Here is a 19,773-nt window from a genome sequence, read left to right as displayed (position 1 = left end):
GAAGGTTTATTATGTTTGCTCTTATTCGTTATCACTTTCTCGACTATACAAAATCGTATAAGTACGTCCCTCCTATTGCGATGTACTTTGTGAGCTTACTTTTTGTATATGCATATAAACCTACTCCTATTGTGCCGACATACTTAGAAACGGCACTCGCACTTTATTTATTATCTGCTTGGATTACGGTCACAATTTTTCATACTGAAGATCCTGTACAAGAACAAATTACTATGTCTCATACAAATAACATTTCAGCATTATACGTTGGTAAATATATTACAGCTCTTCTCATTTGTACTGTTTTATCTTTTATATCCGTAATCTACCCAATTTTTTTGCAAATGTTTAATGAAGAAATGACAGTTTCTTTATTTTTAGTCGGATTTCTCACTCACATGTCTTTCTCTATATTAGGAATTTCAATTGCAACTTTATTTACTAGAAATATGATTCCAAAAGCAAGCACCGCTTGGCTTAGCCTTACATTCATATTACTTATAACAATCGCCTCAATCCGGTTTAAAAAAGAGTTACTATGGTTTTTACCACCTGTCGAAAGCTTTCTAATGCTTGGACAATACAAATTTAATATACTTACTCACACGCTATGGCTCACAGCTTGGGCTATCGTATATTCATTTTTATTACTTACTTTATTTCTTTTTGTCGTTCGTAAAAAACGTTTTTAATTACATATTAAAGGAGACAAACCAATGATCGGGATACTAGCAGGAATGGGACCAAAATCAACTGGGCCATTCGTTGATACAGTTGTAGCAGGGTGCCAAACTATATACGGAGCAAAGCATGATATGGACTTTCCTCATATGATGATTTATTCTTGTCCGACACCGTTTTATATGGATCGGCCTATTGATCATGAGGCGATGAAAAAAGCAATTATTGAAGGGGCACAAAAACTTGAAAGTATTGGCGTAGACTTTATCGCTATGCCCTGCAATACAGCGCATCTTTATTTTGAAGAATTACAGCATTCTCTTTCTATCCCGATTTTAAATATAGTCGATGAGACGTTACAAGCAATTCCTGAAAGTACAAAAAGAGTCGCGCTTCTCGCAACAGAAGCGACAATTCAAGCTGGTATTTATCAAGACGGTATTGCAAAACGGAATATAGAATACATTCATCATGGAAAATGGCAAGAAATGATTAATCAAACTATTTCTTGTATTAAAGGCGGAGAAATTGAAAAAGCCCGCGAATTGTGGCATACGCTCGTTTTACAATTGAGAAATGAAGTAGATACCGCAATTATCGCATGTACCGATTTAAATGTTGTGGCGGATGAGGATTTTGTTGATTCCTCTCAATGTCTTGCTGAGGCGCTTGTTAGGATGTATCTATCAAATACAAAGAAATCTTCATAAACATAGAAAACATCCCCAAAACTTTTAACATTTTTCACAATTCCTTCAAAATATCCACACTTAATCTCGCTATATTAAAATGAGGAATTTATTCATATAGGGAAGGTTAGGGGAACTGAAAGTATGAAAGTAAATCGTTCGCTTCATTACATTTTTTGGCGTTGGCATTTTTATGCTGGGCTTTTTATTACACCGCTTCTTATTACGTTGTCACTGAGCGGAATTGGGTATTTATTTCGGGAAGAAGTTGAAGATTTCATCTATAAAGATTTATATTTTGGGAAGAGCGCCCAAACGGAATCTATTTCGATTTCTGATTCTATTTCCTTAACAGAGAAAAAATATCCACATTATAGTGTGGCGAAAATTAGTGAGTTTAATGGGGATTATAATACGAGGCTTACTATTGCAAATGAATATACAGGGCAACAAAAATATGTGTATTTAGATAGCAATAATCAAATTATTGGAGATCAAAATGCAAGTGAAACGTTTGCCAATATAATGCGGGAATTACATAGTTCTCTTTTAGTTGGTGGCACTGTCGTTAACTATATTGTAGAACTTGCGGCGTGCTGGACAATCTTTTTAATTGTAACTGGATTATATATGAGTATACGCCAGTTCAAAAACACACCGGCATCTAATAAACGAGAAAAAGTAAAACGACGTCATTCTATTATCGGTATTATATTTACAATTCCACTCGTTTTGTTAGTCGCATCTGGATTGCCATGGTCAGGATTTATGGGTAACCAAATTTATAAAATCGCATCGTCGAATGAATCGATTGGATATCCAAAGTTGTATATGGCACCGCCTGAATCAAAGGTAAAAGAATTGCCGTGGGCAACAAGAAAAGAAGCTCCTCCTGAATCGAATACAAATGAACCGAAAGCTATTTCTGTCGATGAATTACAAAAGAGAATTGAAATAAAGAAACCATATGTAATCTCATTACCAACTGATCCGAAAGGTGTATTCACCATTTCAAAATCGAGCGGTTCTGGTATTACGGGTATGCACGTCGCACCAAATGAAGAAATAACAGCTTATTTTGATCAATATAGCGGAAAACTTATTTCCAAAACGGACTATCGTGATTATGGATTATTTGCACAATGGTTCACTTACGGTATCCCGCTTCACGAAGGACATTTATTCGGATGGCCAAATAAAATATTATGCTTACTAACGACATTATCTTTATTACTTCTTATTTATTACGGAATAAAAATGTGGCTAGCAAGAAAGCCGAAAGGAAAATTAGCAGCACCGCCAAAACAAAGAGATAAAAAAAGCATAATCGTTTTCTTTATCATGATGGTTATACTAGGCGCTGTCATGCCTTTATTCGGACTATCTGTTTTAGTTATTTTCGCGGTTGAACTTCTCATATATGTATTTGCAAAAATACAATCATAATAAGAAAACCACTCTACAAGAGTGGTTTTCTTCATCACTGCGCCATTTTCTTTCGGTACATCTTCCCGTTCCAATAGAAGAATCGTGAAGTAAGCCCTCCGTATTTTACAATGCGCCGTGCCATTTTGTGCATATTCTTTTGTGCTGATACTTTTTGATCTGATAAATAAATACCAAGTAACCCTCGGCTTATGAGACGATGAAACTTCGCATGAGGTAAATCACCAATGCTCTTCTCTGCTTCTTCTACAAAATGTTTCATACGATCTAATATCGCTTGCTCGTTTTCATAATAACTACAGAAATTCAAATCCCCGCCGGCGCGGTCTTCTTCTTGATCGATGAAATAATCAAGTAAAATGTGAAGTCCTTGTACGTATGGGAAGTATCCTTGTCTAATTTTCGCAATATCTTCATCATGTAATTCATCATGAAATGCATATGCTACAAGACAGAAGATTCCAAGTGTAGAACCGGCACATGCTGAAAATTCAAACCAGCTCATTTCAGGTAAATTTTCTTTATGTGCTTCAAACCATTTTTGTAAGCGTGGTTCTCTTTCTTCTAACTTCACGTGTTTATGAATTTGCAAGTCACAATAATAACAAGCAAGTTCATGAAGAACAGGAGCAATTTTGTCATAGTGCTTCGTTTTCTTTAAAACATCTTGGCATGTTTCAACAAGTTCATCTAAATAACCACCATCGTCTTGATCATCACGATAGCGATAATAATTACCGCCACCTTCTACTTCAGGTGATAATGCCATTAACATAGATTCATGCAGTGCGGCAAAATCATTCGGATCAAGTGATGTACTGCGGTCACATAAATTATCTAAATAATCGCTGATTGTTTGATACGCTACGATAAAACGAATGCATTCCTCTCGGTGCTCATTTGCTAACAGTGCTAAAATACCACCGCCTTCGCAATGAAACGTTTTATTCTCAATACTCGCGATTGCCTGACTATGAAGCTCATCATTCGGAATATGGTAGGCACGCTCTTTCCACACCGCTAGCTCATGGTGTACTACCGGAAACACATCACGGTATACTTTCGCCATGAGCGTTATGGGATTACTCGGTACGTTCACTTCTTCCTTCATCTCCTCTATTCGATGTACAAATAATTTACTTATTTGTTTGTTTCTATTATGTTATTGATGCGTATTTCAGTAAATGACTGAATATAATTCAAAATTTCATCACGCTCATACTCATTTAATAACTCGTGATAACAATTCGGCCATTCTTTAAAAGCCTTATCACTTATTTTAACATTATCAAACCAAGTGCGGACACGTATTTTATCTACAAGTTTATCCTCACAAGCTTGCATTAGCAAGAGCGGAACATCTGGAAAATCATCTATTTTTTTATGAGCAATTTCGATAGACTTAATCAATTCACTATACCAACGTACTGATACTTTGCGCAAGAACAATGAATCATTCTCCATCGCGTCCCTAACTTCATGATTACGAGTGGACATTTCCACTGTAAGATTCGTTGCAAATTGCAATTTTGGAGCGATAATATTTAATATTTTTGAGGCAGCTTGAAGTGGTGCTGAAGGTCCAGCTACTAAGCCTAAACATGGCGAACTTAAAATAATGCCGTCTACATCTTCTCTCTTCGTTTCTTGCATCATACGAATGACAATAAGACCACCCATACTATGACCAAATATAAAAATAGGTAACCTATACTTTCTTGCCTCTTTCACCCATAATTTAACTTCCTCTATGTATTCATCAAATGAATCAATATGTCCTCTATTTCTTGAAGTCGTTCCGTGTGACGGAAGGTCCCCCATCACGACGTGATAGCCGATATGATTCCACATTTCCGCAACGGCTTCATAACGTCCGTGATATTCCATTGCGCCGTGCACGATAACAACGACAGCTTTCGCTTCCTCTGCTTCATAATTCCACATACGGACCTCCTCCATTTCACTCTTTCTCATAATTTGATACACTGAAACTAGTCTCTAGGAAAGGAAGACTTTACATGATATATCCTTACAAAGAAAAAAATCCGAAAATTGCGAGTAGTGCTTTTGTCGCTGATTATGTTACGATTACAGGCGACGTTTCCATTGGTGAAGAATCAAGTATTTGGTTTAATACAGTCATACGCGGTGATGTTTCACCAACAATCATTGGAAACCGGGTAAATGTACAAGACCAATGTACACTTCACCAAAGCCCACAGTATCCTCTTATTTTAGAAGACGACGTGACCATTGGGCATCAAGTTATTTTACATAGCTGTCATATTAAAAAAGATGCTTTAATTGGAATGGGATCTATTATATTAGATGGTGCTGAAATTGGTGAAGGAGCCTTTATCGGTGCTGGAAGCCTCGTTTCACAAGGAAAGAAAATTCCGCCAAACACATTAGCATTCGGTCGACCAGCTAAAGTCTTTCGTGAATTAACAGAAGAAGACCGTAAAGACATGGAGCGAATTCGCACACAATATGTTGAAAAAGGCCAGTATTATAAATCATTACAGAAGTAACTTTTCCAGCTGCCATTAAAGTGGCAGCTTTTTATATAAAAACTAACTTTTTCTTTACAAAACATTATTACTCCCTCAATAAAATCTTATTAAAATAAAAGCTAATATCTCCATATATATGTAAACGAGGGAGGAGAATTTTCATGAAGGTCAGTGGACTGTATAAAATAGAATGTTACATTTTCAAAGGAATTAACCGATACTTTGATCAAAAAACATTAAATATCTTTTTCAGCAATATTACTCATATCGGTGGTGCTACTTTCTCAATCGCACTCACACTTTTCTTTTTAATTTTTGCAAAAGGGACTTTGCATCAAGCTGCAATCGCAACTGCTATTTCTTTAGCAATTAGCCATATTCCTGTACAAATATTAAAAAGATGGTATCCGCGAAAACGCCCTTATTTAACAATTCAGGATGCGAAATATCCAGTCCATCCATTAAAAGACCACTCTTTCCCGTCTGGTCATACAACAGCCGTTTTCTCTGTCCTTATTCCATTTATTTGCTATAATCCAAGCATATTTGCTTTTCTATTACCGTTAGCATTATGCGTTGGTATTTCTCGCATTTATTTAGGGCTTCACTATCCGTCTGATGTATTCGTCGGTATGTGCCTCGGCACTTGCTCTGGCATCATCTCTTTTTATCAATTCATCCCACTTTTCACATAAAGGAGTGATATGATGAGAGTCGCCATTTTTACCGATACTTTTACGCCACAAGTTAACGGAGTTGCGAAAACATTAGAACGATTAACACGTTACTTTCAGAAAGAAAAGATCGCCTATTCTGTTTTCGCCCCTCAGCATACAGCTGAAGATAATTTCGTAGCTAATGTGAACAAGATGAGAAGTATCCCGTTAACAATATTATATCCAGAATGCCGCTTTTCTTTTCCTACTCCGCGCATTAAACGAGAACTTCTTTCCTTTAAACCTGACATTATTCACATTGCTACACCTTTCAACATGGGACTTTGTGGATTGTATTATGCAAAAAAGTTAAACATCCCAGTTGTCGGTTCTTATCATACTGATTTCGATGCTTATTTACGCTATTACAAAATCGAATTTCTCTCTAACATGCTTTGGAACTATTTAAAATGGTTTCATAGCCATATGCAAAAAAATTTCGTTCCTTCCTTTGAAACGTTACACCAACTAAAAAATAAAGGCTTTCATTCCCTCTCCATATGGGGACGTGGTGTAGATTGCACACTCTTTCATCCATCTTACAATACAGACCTATTCCGAAAAAAATATAATATTACAGCGAAGTATGTCCTTTCCTATGTTGGACGGCTTGCCCCTGAAAAAGATATTGATACGTTACAACACCTTATCGCGAAAACAGCGCATACTCGAAACGATATTCATTGGCTCATTGCAGGAGACGGTCCTCTAGCAATAAATTTACGTGAAGCTGTTCCGAATACAAATGTCACTTTTACTGGATATTTACAAGGTAAGGATTTAGCTGAAGCATATGCTTGTTCTAACATCATGGTATTTCCATCCGCTACTGAAACGTTCGGAAATGTCGTACTCGAATCACTTGCATGCGGTACACCTGTCATCGGTGCAAATAGTGGCGGGGTTAAAAATATTATTACGGATGGACAGACAGGAGTTCTTTGCCCGCCCAAACATGCGGATTCATTTCTATCATCCATCCATTCTTTATTGCGAAATGAAGAGCAACTTATGCAAATGAGCATAGCGGCTTCATCTTATGCTAAAACAAAAAGCTGGGATGAGATTTTCCGTGGGTTACTTGACCAATACGAAACCATCCTTCAGAACACCGCATCAGAATTACTCGCTTAAACAGAAGAGCTCCCTTCAACTAGACGAAGGGAGTTTATTACACAGTTATAAATTTTAGTTTCATAAATGATACATAAGGTTAAACATTGTTTTATTTCTATATTCATTATATCAAAAATAAACATAACTAAACAGACTTGTAATAAAAACCCATAAAAATTAATATATGGTTATACAGTATTTTAACTGTATAGTGATTTTAAGAATTCCCCTTAAAATCAACTTACTCACATACCTTTATACAGTAATTGTTCCCCAATTTCTGTATACCAAAAAACCTTTCATTCATTTGAAAGGTTTTTTTGAGCCTGCACATATTCTTCTTTCGTATTCACATTTATAAACCAATCCGCATGCGCTTGTACATCTTCTCCAGCAACATACTTTACATTACATTGTGATAAAAGCTGGCCCACACTTCTTTTTTCTTCCTGAAGCAAAGCATAAATCTTTTCTTTCACACGGTTATGATACGCTGCAAGTAACGGTTGTTTTCTTCCATTAATAATAGGTACAACCGCATCATATTCATTACTCGTTTGCTCTAGCAAAATGATAAACCATTCTTGCGAAATATTTGGCGCATCGCAAGGCATAATAGCGTACCAATCTGCTTCTATATATTCCATACCTGATACAATGCCGGCAAGCGGTCCATTTCCTTTATAATGCGGAATATCTTCTATAACAGGTACTTGTACGAATTGCTCTACTCGCTCTTTTATATCAGTATGGCTAATTACTACAATGTCTTGCAAAGTAGTTCCCATCACTTTCACAATATGCTCAACAAAAGTAGTTCCCTTCCAAATTGCTAACGCTTTCGGCTCACCGAATCGACTCGATATACCGCCTGCTAATACAATTCCAGCATACTTACTCATTGGCGATACAGCTCAAATGTAATATGACCTAATTCCGGTAAAATTAATTTATTCATTGCAAGGCGAACTGCTCCGCTCGATCCTGGCATCGAGAAAACTACTTTGCGTCCAATTGTACCACCAATCGCTCTACTTAACATTGCGCTGCTTCCGATATCTTCTAAATAACTAATCATACGGAACAGCTCACCAAATCCGACAATTTCTTTATGTAATAACGCTGATACTGCTTCAATTGTGACATCGCGTTTCGTAATACCAGTACCGCCATTTGTTAATACAACATCTACATCTTCCTTATGATAACCAGCTAACACCGCTTGCTGAATACTTTCTTTATCATCTTTTACAATTTCATAAGAGGTCACTGTATGCCCTGCCTCTTTTAACAATTCATGTAATAGTTTTCCGCTCTTATCTGTCTCTTCCGTACGTGTATCGGAAATCGTCACGATCTTACAACGCACTTCTTTTGGAGCTTGCTTTTTATGTTCAGTTACACTCATTTTTCATCTTCCCTTTCCTAAAGTCTTTTCTTCATTTTATCATACCTATCTTTACACAATTATGTATGAAGCCGCTAATACACCATGATACAATATAAGTATATACAACCACAAAAAGGAAAATATACTTTCTTATACTCCTAGACTACACATCATTAGCTACTCTTTAAATCCTCTTATATTTTCCACATAGTAGATTTCATTTTAAATTACAAAATAATCTGGGGGTTCACTCACTATGGAACTTTATAAAAAACTAACAACAACATTCATCCTCTTATTCGTCGCTTCCATTACTGTCGGCTTTTCGCTAAAAGGCGCAATTCCATACGCTACATTAGTAAGTATTATATTCGCAACACTATTTTTACTAAGCAGTGCCTTTTGCGCGGGTAAAGCACGTCAAATGAAAGGTTGATTACATATGTTCAAGAAGAAACCAACCCTTTGCAAATCATGTGAAAAAGAAATACAAACGTATGAAAAGGCATGGGTTCATATGCCTTTTCCGGCAAGTGGCATGACGAATATGAAAAAGTATATTGAGCTAGACGGCAAAGTATATTGTAGCTCATGCATTCAAATTGTAAGTAAAACGAAATAAAAAAAGCTTTGCGCTCACGGCGCAAAGCTTTTTTTCATATATTATAGACCAGCTTGCTCTTTTAAAGCTGCAGCTTTGTCTGTACGTTCCCATGTTAGGTCTACATCAGTACGTCCGAAGTGGCCGTAAGCTGCTGTTTGTTTATAAATTGGGCGACGTAAGTCTAGCATTTTAATAATACCAGCTGGGCGAAGATCGAAGTTGTTACGAACTAGTTCTACTAGTACGTCTTCAGATACTTTACCAGTCCCGAATGTATCAACTGAAATTGATACTGGTTGTGCTACACCAATTGCGTATGCAAGTTGTACTTCTGCTTTGTCAGCAAGACCAGCTGCTACGATGTTTTTCGCAACATAACGAGCTGCATATGCTGCAGAACGGTCAACTTTCGTTGCATCTTTACCAGAGAATGCACCGCCACCGTGGCGAGCGTATCCACCATAAGTATCAACGATGATTTTACGTCCTGTTAAACCAGCATCACCTTGTGGTCCACCAATTACGAAGCGGCCAGTTGGGTTAATGAAGAATTTCGTTTCTCCATCCATTAATTCTGCTGGAACTACAGCTTTAATTACATGCTCTTTTAAATCGCGATCGATTTCTTCCCATGTAACATCTGGATGATGCTGTGTAGAAATTACGATTGTATCTACACGTACAGGTTTACCATTTTCATCATACTCAACTGTAACTTGCGTTTTTCCATCCGGACGTAAGTATGATAATGTGTCATCTTTACGTACTTCAGTTAAACGGCGAGCTAATTTGTGAGCAAGCGAGATTGGAAGTGGCATTAATTCTTGTGTTTCATTACATGCGAAGCCAAACATTAAACCTTGGTCTCCCGCACCAATTGCCTCAATCTCAGCGTCAGTCATTAGACCTTCGCGTGCTTCTAGCGCTTGGTCAACACCCATAGCGATGTCAGCAGATTGCTCATCGATAGATGTTAAAACTGCACAAGTTTCTGCATCGAATCCGTATTTTGCGCGTGTGTAACCAATGCCTTGAATTGTTTCACGAACGATTTTTGGAATATCTACGTAAGTAGAAGTCGTAATTTCCCCCGCTACCAATACTAAACCAGTTGTTACAGTTGTTTCACAAGCTACACGTGCATTTGCGTCCTTTGATAAGATCGCATCTAAAATTGAATCAGAAATTTGGTCACAAATTTTATCTGGATGTCCTTCAGTTACAGACTCAGATGTGAACAGATGACGTTTTTTTGTCATGTGGTAAACCTCCCTACAGTAATTGTATATATTGTACGGAACTCATCCTTAATTTGCCACAAACTGCGACATACATTTATTCTCCCACACAAGCATACAGAAAAACCTTTCCTACTTTGCATAGAGGAAAGGTTTAATTTGCTACTTGCATACTGCTTTTTGCCCTTTGCTCTTATCGTTCGAGACCGTTAGCCTCGCACAGGTTTTAGCACCTATTCACCTGTATTTACCACTACAAGTGAGGTTGCTGGGCTTCATCGGGCCTGTCCCTCCGCCAGCTCGGGATAAGAGAGTATCCGTCCCAACCTATACTAAAGAAATGATATTCATTTGTCAATTAATATTCACATTTTCCTGAAAGTTTTTCTCAATACGCCTGGAATGAAATATTAATAAGGAAATAATACATTCACACAAACAAAAAGAAATAAATAGTATACATTATTTATATAATTGTGTTATACTCTTGTTGGGGATTACGAGAAATATTTCATTAAATGAAAAGGATGGTATATAAATATGAGTACTGTGAATGTCCAAATTGGTTTACACGAATTATTGAACGGAAGCAATGCACAGATTCAACTAAGTGTTCCGCAATTAGTGGAAAAAGTATTAATGCGAAATGAAGGGAAATTAACTTCTACTGGTGCCGTTTCTGCTTCAACAGGAAAATATACAGGACGTTCTCCTAAAGATAAATTTATTGTGAAAGAAGCATCGGTTGCTGACAAAATTGCTTGGGGAGCAGTGAATCAACCGATTTCTGAAGAACATTTTAATAAATTATACACTAAAGTTTTAGAATACTTAAAAGAAAAAGAAGAGTTATTCATCTTCAATGGATTTGCAGGCGCTGACCGCAATTACCGCCTACCAATTCAAGTTATTAACGAATATGCATGGCACAATTTATTTGTACATCAATTATTCATTCGTCCAACTGAAGAAGAATTAACAACTCATGAATCAGAGTTCACAATTGTTTCTGCACCGAATTTCAAAGCTGATCCAGCTGTTGACGGTACAAACTCTGAAGCATTCATTATGGTTTCATTCGAAAAACGTATCGTACTAATTGGTGGTACAGAATACGCTGGAGAAATGAAAAAATCAATCTTCTCTATTATGAACTTCTTACTACCTGAACAAGATATTCTTTCTATGCACTGCTCTGCAAACGTAGGTGAAGAAGGCGACGTAGCACTATTCTTCGGTTTATCTGGAACAGGTAAAACAACATTATCTGCTGATCCACACCGTAAATTAATCGGTGATGATGAGCATGGTTGGTCTGATAACGGTGTATTCAATATTGAAGGCGGTTGCTACGCAAAATGTGTAAACCTTTCTCACGAGAAAGAACCACAAATTTTCGATGCAATCAAATTTGGATCTGTTTTAGAAAACGTTATCATTAATAACCAAACGCGTATCGCAGACTATAACGATACTACTTTAACAGAAAATACTCGTGCTGCATACCCTATGCATGCGATTGACAATATCGTACTGCCAAGTGTTGCTGGACACCCAAATACAATCATTTTCTTAACTGCTGATGCATCTGGCGTATTGCCTCCAATCAGTAAGTTATCAAAAGAACAAGCTATGTATCATTTCTTAAGTGGTTACACTAGTAAACTAGCAGGAACAGAGCGCGGCGTTACATCTCCGCAAGCAACATTCTCAACTTGCTTCGGTTCACCATTCTTACCACTTGATGCATCTCGCTATGCTGAAATGCTTGGTGAAAAAATCGAGAAACACGATGCGAAAGTATTCTTAGTAAACACTGGCTGGACTGGTGGCGAATACGGCATTGGTAAACGTATGAACTTAGGTTACACTCGTGCAATGATTCAAGCAGCATTAAGCGGCGAACTTGCGAAAACTGAAACAGCTAAACATGACATCTTCGGTCTTGAAGTTCCACTTCACGTACCAGGTGTACCTGACGAAGTGTTAATGCCTGAACAAACTTGGGCTGATAAAGCTGCTTACAAAGCGAAAGCAATCGAGCTTGCGAGCGAATTCAAAGAGAACTTCAAAAAGTTCGACAGCGTTTCTGAAGATATTATTAACTTAGGCGGTCCAATCGCTTAAGTACAAACTTTCTGTTGGAATACCCCTTTTACTCATATGAATAAGTGTCGTGTAACCGTAAAGTTCCGCGTACTCACCGACAAAACCCAATGCGGCTTAACGGTTATACACACTTACATAAAAAAGAAGCTTACGTTAAAAACGTAAGCTTCTTTCTATATCTTATCTCTTCATCTATGACTTAGTTCGTGAAATTACAGAAAATTCATTTTATAATCATTCGTTTTTAGTTTTTTATGATACAATTTACATATACAGGAAAGGATGAGGCATATGGAAAATTTTTCTCGTACAGGAAAAATTTTATTCAGTTACGGAGCGATCCAAATGTTTTGGGGACTTGTGATGCTTAACGTTAATTTATTTGAGCATACAAATGAAACGATAAAATATATTATTCTAATTACCGGAATAATTTGTTGTATTATATCCACCTTTTTTAAAGAACATAAGAGTCATACTAATATGTGATTTCATGTTAGCTTATAGGAAGCAGAAACCTGTATTTTATGCAAAATTATGCTTCCTATTGTAACTCCCCCTCGCCGGACCCTCTATTCCATCTAAAAAGAGGCTTTTTATCTTTTTAGCCCTTTGTTAATTCTTCCTCATCTTTCATACTATAGTAGCCTAAATTCACAACGATTAAGAAATAACCACCCAGAATCCCTACTGCAAATGCCCACATAACCATGTGGTGCTCAATTTCGTACATAATAACAGCGCCCAAAATGGCAGCTGCAAAACGATTAAACATACCGAGCATCGGTGCTTTCGTTTTCTTTACGATACTATCTCCAAGCTTCTCAATTCGTCTCCCTAAAAGCCAAACACAATACATACTTACGATAAGTCCAATTCCAGCACCTAGAAAATGAGCTGAAAACGGTGTTAACATCCATCCTAGCAAAAGAAAACCTAGTAAATAATACGATTGAATTTTAAATGATCTTAATGACATACTAATCATGCTGTTCTCCTCTTCAGTAATTTTTATCTATCCAACAAAAGCTGTATAACTCATTTCTTTCGAGTTCATACTACTTAAAATTCATTTCACTCAAATTAAAAACAACATAAACAGTATGTTTATGTTGTTTGAATGTTTTCAGGAAATAATATTATACAAGATTTCAAACATCATATTCTCATAATTTGTGACGTTTTTCCAAACATTTTTCGTCCATTTATGAAAAAAGTGATATCAATCTATGAACATACGGATATGATGTAATAAGTACACAAATAAAGGGGGCGTCTAATGATTTATTTTTTAATGGCTCTCATTCACCTCATTATCCCTGCACTTATTGGACTTTCATTGTATTGGTACACGAAAAATCATAGTATTTTCTACGCTGTCCTCGGTGTTCTTCTTCCAGGTATTATTCTTATCACACTCTTCCGTATTCCATTTTTAAACTTAATTCCACTTATTACTGCTATCTTATTTCTCGTCTTCTTACCAAAAATAAAAAAATAGGAAAGCAGATCATAGATGATCTGTTTTCCTATTTTGATATAGGTTCCCCCGCAGTAGAATGAATTTTTACTTTCTCCGATTTCACAAACCATAGACCGAAGAAAATAATAATTCCACCGATTATTTGTTGAAATGATACATATTCATTTGCCCATATAGCTGCAAATAAAACAGCTACAAGTGGCGTTATATACATATATACCATCGTATGTGACGCGCCAATTTTTTGAATACCAACATACCACATCACTAAACCAAATACTGTTACAAAGAAAATGGAATATAGTAAAGCGAATAGTGTCATTCCATGTGTAATGTGAAATGGCATTATAAATACATGTGGTCCACTTAACAATAAAAGCGGAATCGCGCCAACTAATGCTGACCATGCGGTAACACGTAGTGCTGAATATTTTTTAATTAATGGACCTGCTAAAACAGGATAAAGCCCCCAGCATATTGATGTAATAAGTCCAATTCCGTTACCATAAAAAGAACTAGCAAGCGAATGCCCTGCTACTAAAACTAATGCGGCACCACCAAAGGCAATTATAGAACCGATGAGCTTTCGAGAAGAAAACTTTTCTTGTTTCAAAAAAATAGCAAATACAGTTGTAAAAATAGGTGAAATAGAAATGAGTAAAGAGGCATTTGTAGCGGACGTATATTTGACAGTTTCCATAAATAACGTTTGATACAGTACAATACCTACAACACTAACGATGATTAATCTAGGTATATCCTTTCGTTCCATATAAACCGACTTTTCAATAAAAAATGTAAGGAGTAACATAAGCGGTGCCGCTGATATCATCCGAAGTGCAGTAAACTCAATTGCTGTAAATTCTAAAAGTCCATATTTAGCAATCGTAAAATTAATCCCCCAAATAATAACGACTGCTAAAATTAATAACTCAATCCCCCATCTTCTCATGCATATCCCCTCCGCAAATAAGATTATACAGAAAATTCAATCACATGTACATTTCATTATGTGAAAAAATCTTTGTATTGTATGGAGAGGTTTGCTTTGTTTGGTACATAAACTTATATCGACGATTTTTCGAATATATCGACTTATCAACAAAAAACGAAAATAATAGTACCTTATATAATAAAAAGATGGTCCAAAAATATTTTGGACCATCTTTTCTTTCTTACACTCGAACGTGTAACTTCATATTTGGATTATAAAATTGGCTTGGGCTCTTCAGCTGAAAAGTTCCTCCAACTTCATGCCAATCAACTGTTAACTTATCATCCATAAATACAAGCTTTGTGCGATCTGCGATAAAATTCATTGCGCTAGATTCGATATCCACATCGCGCTCATCTTTTTCTGCTACAGCTACTAAATCGATAATTCCGCTCATTACACAACCGCAACCTTCATTATCGTAAAATAACTTTATATATTTCGCTTCATTTGGAATCGTATCCATAATCTTTTTATATGCTGCTTCTGTTACAGTAACGTACATATGTTAATCTTCATCCTCTCTTCTCATATCCTTCATACATTGTACCACCATTTTCTCTTGAATTTATATACAGAAAATTAAGACTAATATACAATATATGTAATAAAGGAGGTTGTATCACTCATGTTCAAATTACTGCGATACCCCATCTTCTTAGGCCTACTCGGTAGCTTTTTTATTTCTAGCGGAATGCTATTACAACATATACTTCCTTATTCTCCTTCTATTGGTTGGATTTTAGGCTTTATTTGTTTCCTAACCGCTTCTTATTTTGCTATGAAAAAATAAGAATCACTTTAAGATTTATTTGCAGCTTAATTTTGACTTGGGTGTTACTTTCGGCCCACAAGAGAAACGTTGGCTCTATAACGATTCAACTCTCCTCTCTATTTTGAAATTTATACACAATACGATTGAACACACAAAAATATAGAATTCATAATATGTATATAGTGGTTCTATTTTTAAAACAAATTTTTCAAAATATAGAAAGGAGAACATACATGTAGCCACGTAATTGTTTTAGTTGCGATGGCAGACGCAACAGTGGCTCTAACGGAAACACTGGTCCCACTGGTAGCACTGGACCTTCTGGGCCTACCGGCATTACTGGACCTTCCGGGAACACCGGACCCACTGGTAGTACTGGACCTACTGGCTCTGCCGGGCCTTCCGGAGCTGGTTTCCAAAGTACTACCGCCTTTAGTCTAGCAGCCGCCCCCACCTATAAAAAAGGACAAGTTGTCACTTATACGAGCAGCGGCTATGTTGTAAAAAAAGATGCACCTCAAGGATTTCCGAATGTATCTCCAGATTATATCGTATTAGTAGAAAGCGGACCTACTGGATTTACTGGTTCTACCGGCATTACCGGGTCTACTGGATTTACTGGTTCTACCGGCATTACCGGGTCTACTGGATTTACTGGTTCTACCGGCATTACCGGGCCTACTGGATTTACTGGTTCTACTGGTAGTACCGGACCTACTGGATTTACCGGGCCTACTGGCATTACCGGGCCTACTGGAACTGCAGGTAGTGCATCAGCAAAAAGTATTGTTTTTCAAGGAACAAATGCTGGTTTTCAACGTATAGCGGGTTCTCCTGGAATTGACTCCAATGTTATTCCATATGTCACTGCTGGAGCCGGTAGTATAGTTGGCTTCGCTGCATCTATAAATGTAAATAACTTACCTGCTGCTGTTTATACGATTAATATTTGCAGGAATGTTCCAACAAACCTTACTGCCCCTACCTCTAGTTACATCCTATCTACTCTTACTTTAACTACCACTGACAAAATTACAGGAACTATGGTATTTTCAATTAAACCAACGGATACTGGATCAGGACAAATTCAAGTGTTTAATCCTAATCCAGCAGTAGGTCCCGCTACTGTAACTTGGACTAGCATTACAACTGGAAACTCAGTTTCGAGAGGAGATGCTATATCCCTTTATATTACCCCTGGAATTACTGCGAGTGCTGTATATTCTATTTTTTTAATCACTGATATATAGCCCTTACTAAAAAATAATTTATTTAACAAAAAAAGACCCGAGATTCGGGTCAGCAAATAGAAATACAAATGAATTAAAACAAATAACAGACAAGTTTAGTATATACTATCATTGTAAATTTATCCACATATTGGATTTTTAATTATATACACTATGTTAATATAATTAACTTGCCTACCTTTATCAACATGTCTTACTCTCATCCACAATAAAAAAGGGAGATCACTCTCAAATAAGTAATCTCCCTTTTTAAAATTTTTTCATTACATTGGCAATACAATCTTCACAGTCGTTCCAACCCCAACTTCACTTTCAAAACTCATTTTACCGTTGTGGTCTTTAATAATTTTTTCTGTAACTACTAAACCTAAACCTGTTCCCGTTTCTTTTGTTGTGTAAAAAGCTTCATTTAGCTTCGGAATTTTGTCTTTTGGAATACCGCAACCTTCATCCTTAACTTGAACAATGATTGCATCTTCTACAGTCACTTTAATCGTAATCGTTCCGCCAACTGACATTGCTTCAATCGCATTTTTAATTAAATTAAAAAATACTTGCTTTAATCGTTTTTCATCGCATGTAATCGATGGTATGTCTTTACTATAAATACCTTGTATGTGCACTCCTTGCTTTAAAGCAGGCTTTCCCATAACTCGAATAACATAAGCGATAATTTCTTCTATATTATGAACTTCTGATTCTAGTGATTTAGATTTCTCAAATCCACTAAGTTCTGTAGCGATTGTATGAATTCGTTCTACTTCTTGTTTCATAATATCACTATATATTTTATCCTCAGGATATTTATTTGCTTGCTTATTAACAAATTTATCTAAATTAGCTAGAGGTCTTCTAATTTTGTAACCAATAACTGTAGCCATTTTCCCAACAGTTGCTAGCTTTTCTGTTTGTTGTATTTCTTTATCCATCATCTCAAGCGTACGAACGTAAGATTGAAACCTTAAAAACATAATCCAACATATAATAGTAAATACGCTATATAATGCCATCGGGATTAAAACGAGTGACGAGTGAATAATGATTCCTATAAGAGCGTATTTCCCAACAAGTATACCAGTAACTAACCAAAAATACCTTTTGTTCACAAAGAGTGGGGCAAATAAAATAAAAAATCCTTCTACTATATTCCCACCATCAAACTCAGCATCACTACCGTAGTAAATCATAAAATTATGGATAAAATCTAATAGGTTATATCCAATTAGAATAATATATTTCACTGCAAATGGATTCTTCCATTTCATGAAGTATACTCCAATACAAAACAAAATCACCATTAGAAAATAAAGCCATAAACCTAAACCATCTTCAAATTGTCCTACTCCTTCTTGCTCTCCTCCTATTAAAGGTACAATAAATTCGTAGGCAAGATCGTATACAAAAAATATAATGAAAAATAAACTTAAAAATATTTTCAGTGCCTTCATTTCTTCATTTTTAAATATATCGTCTTTATTCATATCGTAACTCCTAGCTTTTCTCTCTCTTGGATTTCATTATTTCCACGTTGCTTCGGGAGCATAATATCTATTCTAGTTCCAATATCTCTTTCACTTGAAATATGTAATTCACCAAGATGCTGCTCAGTAACAAGCCGATTCGCTACAGTAAGTCCTAGGCCAATTTTATCTTGTTTCGTTGTATAAAAGGCCCCTTTAACACGAGCTAAATTTTCTTTCTTAATACCGTAACCATTATCAATTACACTTAGCATTACATAATCTTGTCCTTTGTTTTCTAACCGTAACTCTAATGTGCCACCTTGCTCCATTGCCTCCAGAGCATTTTTTATGACATATAGAAAGACCCCTCTTATTTTCCGCTCATCACATTCAACTTCTATCGTCTTTTCTTCCACATTAGAAATAAACTGGACGCTAGATTCATTCATTTTTTCGCGAACAATTTTTACTGCTTGTAATGCAATTTCACCTATATTATGTTTCTTATAAACAGAAGGTTTACATGTAGCAACTTCCATTAACTCACTTATCATATTATTCATATTTTCTATTTCAAAAATCATCTGTTCGTAAATAGGGTCCTCCTCATGCTTCTCTCGTTGTAATTGCGTAAACCCTTTTAATGAAGCAAGTGGATTTTTAATTTCATGTCCCACTGTCGCTGCCATTTTTCCGATTACTGCTAATTTTTGTGATTCACTAGCAATCTTAATACTTTCCTTTACCGCTGAAAGGTATTGTATAAATCGATTTAAAATGATGTATGCCGCTATTAATACGAGTGTATACATAATGAGGAACATAAATCCTTTTACTTCCTTTAATACGAATAAATAAATAACATATTTCCCTACAATTGTCGAAAGTACAAACACAAAATATTTTTTATTTAAAAATATAGGTACAAAGAAGATGAAAATACTTTCTATTATATTTACTCCATCAAATGCCGCCTCATTATAAAGCATATACGAAAGTATATTAACGATTTCTATTCCTATGTATGCAAATACACATGCATATTTAACAAGGTTCGCTTTCTCTTTTTTTATTAAATATACATTCACACCGAGTATTGCAGTTCCGCAAATAACTTGCCATAGTATGCTATGTCCCCTATCCGTTAATGATTTATTTTCTAATACGATTGCATAGAAAATTTGGTATGAAACAACAATGACATATAGCACCCATAAAAAAATTTTTGCATTCCTTTCTTCTTCTTTATATGATAGAAAACTTCCTTTCACTTCAACACCCCTTCAAAATAATATCTCGAAGAATA

General features: G+C 36.0%; 24 protein-coding genes and 1 riboswitch. Of the genes, 13 read left to right on the top strand and 11 right to left on the bottom strand.

The window, feature by feature from the left end; translation table 11 throughout:
- Positions 1–11 precede the first annotated feature (11 nt).
- The 3 genes from DM800_RS05825 to DM800_RS05815 all read left to right on the top strand — a co-directional run bounded on the left by DM800_RS05825 (position 12) and on the right by DM800_RS05815 (position 2,816).
- Positions 12–692 carry an ABC transporter permease gene (locus DM800_RS05825; RefSeq protein ID WP_147786573.1) on the top strand — a complete coding sequence of 227 codons (681 nt, stop codon included), beginning with the start codon at positions 12–14 and terminating at the stop codon, positions 690–692.
- 24 nt (positions 693–716) lie between these two features.
- Positions 717–1,391, top strand: a complete 675-nt coding sequence (locus tag DM800_RS05820) for an aspartate/glutamate racemase family protein (RefSeq protein WP_098133116.1) — start codon at positions 717–719, stop codon at positions 1,389–1,391.
- Between the two features lie 123 nt (positions 1,392–1,514).
- Positions 1,515–2,816 (top strand): PepSY-associated TM helix domain-containing protein, encoded by a 1,302-nt coding sequence (locus DM800_RS05815; RefSeq protein WP_147786572.1) that lies wholly within the window; start codon positions 1,515–1,517, stop codon positions 2,814–2,816.
- Positions 2,817–2,850: 34 nt separating this feature from the next.
- Here the strand turns inward: DM800_RS05815 and DM800_RS05810 are convergent, their stop codons facing one another.
- Positions 2,851–3,915: a tetraprenyl-beta-curcumene synthase family protein gene (locus DM800_RS05810; protein ID WP_046956135.1), complete on the bottom strand. Its 1,065-nt coding sequence runs from the start codon at positions 3,913–3,915 to the stop codon at positions 2,851–2,853.
- A gap of 41 nt (positions 3,916–3,956) precedes the next feature.
- Positions 3,957–4,760 (bottom strand): alpha/beta hydrolase, encoded by an 804-nt coding sequence (locus DM800_RS05805; protein ID WP_046958673.1) that lies wholly within the window; start codon positions 4,758–4,760, stop codon positions 3,957–3,959.
- 74 nt (positions 4,761–4,834) lie between these two features.
- Between DM800_RS05805 and DM800_RS05800 the strand changes: the two genes are divergently transcribed.
- The 3 genes from DM800_RS05800 to DM800_RS05790 all read left to right on the top strand — a co-directional run bounded on the left by DM800_RS05800 (position 4,835) and on the right by DM800_RS05790 (position 7,179).
- Entirely contained in the window at positions 4,835–5,347 is a 513-nt protein-coding gene (locus tag DM800_RS05800) for a gamma carbonic anhydrase (protein ID WP_147786571.1), read from the top strand.
- Between the two features lie 143 nt (positions 5,348–5,490).
- Positions 5,491–6,024 (top strand): phosphatase PAP2 family protein, encoded by a 534-nt coding sequence (locus DM800_RS05795; protein ID WP_000868583.1) that lies wholly within the window; start codon positions 5,491–5,493, stop codon positions 6,022–6,024.
- 12 nt (positions 6,025–6,036) lie between these two features.
- Positions 6,037–7,179, top strand: a complete 1,143-nt coding sequence (locus DM800_RS05790) for a glycosyltransferase family 4 protein (protein ID WP_147786570.1) — start codon at positions 6,037–6,039, stop codon at positions 7,177–7,179.
- 281 nt (positions 7,180–7,460) lie between these two features.
- Here the strand turns inward: DM800_RS05790 and DM800_RS05785 are convergent, their stop codons facing one another.
- Together DM800_RS05785 and DM800_RS05780 are read right to left on the bottom strand one after the other, a co-directional pair.
- On the bottom strand, positions 7,461–8,063 hold the full coding sequence (locus DM800_RS05785) for a molybdenum cofactor guanylyltransferase (protein WP_087984874.1): 603 nt from the start codon (positions 8,061–8,063) through the stop codon (positions 7,461–7,463).
- The gene (locus tag DM800_RS05780) at positions 8,060–8,569 is read right to left on the bottom strand and encodes a MogA/MoaB family molybdenum cofactor biosynthesis protein (protein WP_147786569.1); all 510 of its coding nucleotides are present in this window, start codon (positions 8,567–8,569) and stop codon (positions 8,060–8,062) included. The genes DM800_RS05785 and DM800_RS05780 overlap by 4 nt, the downstream gene beginning before the upstream one ends.
- A 238-nt stretch (positions 8,570–8,807) precedes the next feature.
- Here DM800_RS05780 and DM800_RS05775 point away from each other — a divergent pair, with 238 nt between their 5' ends.
- Positions 8,808–8,987, top strand: a complete 180-nt coding sequence (locus tag DM800_RS05775) for a hypothetical protein (protein WP_000424805.1) — start codon at positions 8,808–8,810, stop codon at positions 8,985–8,987.
- A gap of 6 nt (positions 8,988–8,993) precedes the next feature.
- Positions 8,994–9,173: a hypothetical protein gene (locus DM800_RS05770; protein WP_147786568.1), complete on the top strand. Its 180-nt coding sequence runs from the start codon at positions 8,994–8,996 to the stop codon at positions 9,171–9,173.
- Between the two features lie 41 nt (positions 9,174–9,214).
- On the opposite strand, the gene metK is transcribed toward DM800_RS05770, so the two are convergent.
- Positions 9,215–10,414 (bottom strand): methionine adenosyltransferase, encoded by a 1,200-nt coding sequence (gene metK / locus DM800_RS05765; RefSeq protein WP_000163113.1) that lies wholly within the window; start codon positions 10,412–10,414, stop codon positions 9,215–9,217.
- A gap of 169 nt (positions 10,415–10,583) precedes the next feature.
- Positions 10,584–10,705: riboswitch (SAM riboswitch) on the bottom strand.
- Between the two features lie 228 nt (positions 10,706–10,933).
- Between metK and pckA the strand changes: the two genes are divergently transcribed.
- On the top strand, positions 10,934–12,520 hold the full coding sequence (gene pckA / locus DM800_RS05760) for a phosphoenolpyruvate carboxykinase (ATP) (protein ID WP_087984876.1): 1,587 nt from the start codon (positions 10,934–10,936) through the stop codon (positions 12,518–12,520).
- A 273-nt stretch (positions 12,521–12,793) separates the two neighbouring features.
- Positions 12,794–12,991, top strand: a complete 198-nt coding sequence (locus tag DM800_RS05755) for a hypothetical protein (protein ID WP_147786567.1) — start codon at positions 12,794–12,796, stop codon at positions 12,989–12,991.
- A 115-nt stretch (positions 12,992–13,106) separates the two neighbouring features.
- On the opposite strand, the gene DM800_RS05750 is transcribed toward DM800_RS05755, so the two are convergent.
- Complete coding sequence (locus DM800_RS05750; protein ID WP_147786566.1) at positions 13,107–13,490, bottom strand: ATP synthase subunit I; 384 nt, start codon at positions 13,488–13,490, stop codon at positions 13,107–13,109.
- A gap of 291 nt (positions 13,491–13,781) precedes the next feature.
- Here DM800_RS05750 and DM800_RS05745 point away from each other — a divergent pair, with 291 nt between their 5' ends.
- Positions 13,782–14,003 (top strand): hypothetical protein, encoded by a 222-nt coding sequence (locus DM800_RS05745; protein WP_000639043.1) that lies wholly within the window; start codon positions 13,782–13,784, stop codon positions 14,001–14,003.
- A gap of 28 nt (positions 14,004–14,031) precedes the next feature.
- Here DM800_RS05745 and DM800_RS05740 read toward each other — a convergent pair whose 3' ends face one another.
- Together DM800_RS05740 and DM800_RS05735 are read right to left on the bottom strand one after the other, a co-directional pair.
- Positions 14,032–14,937: a DMT family transporter gene (locus DM800_RS05740; protein ID WP_048540844.1), complete on the bottom strand. Its 906-nt coding sequence runs from the start codon at positions 14,935–14,937 to the stop codon at positions 14,032–14,034.
- Between the two features lie 223 nt (positions 14,938–15,160).
- Positions 15,161–15,484: an iron-sulfur cluster biosynthesis family protein gene (locus DM800_RS05735; RefSeq protein ID WP_048540845.1), complete on the bottom strand. Its 324-nt coding sequence runs from the start codon at positions 15,482–15,484 to the stop codon at positions 15,161–15,163.
- 123 nt (positions 15,485–15,607) lie between these two features.
- Here DM800_RS05735 and DM800_RS29100 point away from each other — a divergent pair, with 123 nt between their 5' ends.
- Positions 15,608–15,772 carry a hypothetical protein gene (locus DM800_RS29100; protein ID WP_087984879.1) on the top strand — a complete coding sequence of 55 codons (165 nt, stop codon included), beginning with the start codon at positions 15,608–15,610 and terminating at the stop codon, positions 15,770–15,772.
- Between the two features lie 190 nt (positions 15,773–15,962).
- Here DM800_RS29100 and DM800_RS29875 read toward each other — a convergent pair whose 3' ends face one another.
- Positions 15,963–16,208 carry a hypothetical protein gene (locus DM800_RS29875; protein ID WP_370512861.1) on the bottom strand — a complete coding sequence of 82 codons (246 nt, stop codon included), beginning with the start codon at positions 16,206–16,208 and terminating at the stop codon, positions 15,963–15,965.
- On the opposite strand from DM800_RS29875, the gene DM800_RS29825 reads away from it, so the two are divergent.
- Positions 16,090–17,004, top strand: a complete 915-nt coding sequence (locus DM800_RS29825) for a collagen-like domain-containing protein (RefSeq protein WP_370512862.1) — start codon at positions 16,090–16,092, stop codon at positions 17,002–17,004. The two genes, DM800_RS29875 and DM800_RS29825, sit on opposite strands and share 119 nt — an antisense overlap.
- 263 nt (positions 17,005–17,267) lie before the next feature.
- Here the strand turns inward: DM800_RS29825 and DM800_RS05725 are convergent, their stop codons facing one another.
- Together DM800_RS05725 and DM800_RS05720 are read right to left on the bottom strand one after the other, a co-directional pair.
- A complete protein-coding gene (locus DM800_RS05725) occupies positions 17,268–18,485 on the bottom strand; it encodes an ATP-binding protein (protein WP_046958663.1) in 1,218 nt (405 codons plus the stop codon).
- The gene (locus DM800_RS05720) at positions 18,482–19,738 is read right to left on the bottom strand and encodes an ATP-binding protein (protein WP_147786565.1); all 1,257 of its coding nucleotides are present in this window, start codon (positions 19,736–19,738) and stop codon (positions 18,482–18,484) included. The genes DM800_RS05725 and DM800_RS05720 overlap by 4 nt, the downstream gene beginning before the upstream one ends.
- Between the last annotated feature and the right edge of the window lie 35 nt (positions 19,739–19,773).

This window comes from Bacillus sp. AY18-3 (genome assembly GCF_008042305.1).
GTDB classification, from domain to species: domain Bacteria; phylum Bacillota; class Bacilli; order Bacillales; family Bacillaceae_G; genus Bacillus_A; species Bacillus_A wiedmannii.
This window is presented reverse-complemented; position numbering and strand designations above follow the sequence as displayed.